Source organism: Pseudomonas juntendi, assembly GCF_009932375.1.
Lineage (GTDB): Bacteria > Pseudomonadota > Gammaproteobacteria > Pseudomonadales > Pseudomonadaceae > Aquipseudomonas > Aquipseudomonas juntendi.
Window position 1 is genome coordinate 1 of the sequence record NZ_BLJG01000135.1, and the last position, 393, is coordinate 393.

General features: G+C 53.2%; 1 protein-coding gene. It reads left to right on the top strand.

Annotated features, from left to right (window positions below):
* On the top strand, positions 1 to 393 hold a 393-nt coding region (locus GYA94_RS17950), incomplete at both ends, for a 4-(cytidine 5'-diphospho)-2-C-methyl-D-erythritol kinase (RefSeq protein WP_369008867.1).

The window sequence follows — 393 nt, forward strand, 5'->3', positions numbered from 1 at the left end:
GCCCAGGGCGTGGGCGAACAGCTGACCCCGGTCGACCCGGAAGAACCCTGGTATGTCGTGCTGGTGCCGCAAGTGTCTGTCAGCACAGCAGAAATTTTTTCACATCCGCAGTTGACACGTGATTCACTGCCCCTTAAGATGCGCCCCGTTCCCAAGGGAAACAGTCGAAATGACTGCCAACCGGTGGTAGAGCAGAATTACCCAGAAGTTCGAAACGCATTGAATTCACTGGGAAAATTCACCGAAGCTCGATTAACCGGCACTGGAAGCTGTGTGTTTGGGGCCTTCCCAAGCAAAGCCGAAGCTGATAAAGTTCTGGCCCTTCTTTCAGCGACCCAAACAGGGTTTGTGGCGAAAGGAAGCAATGTTTCGATGTTGCATCGCAAGCTGCAA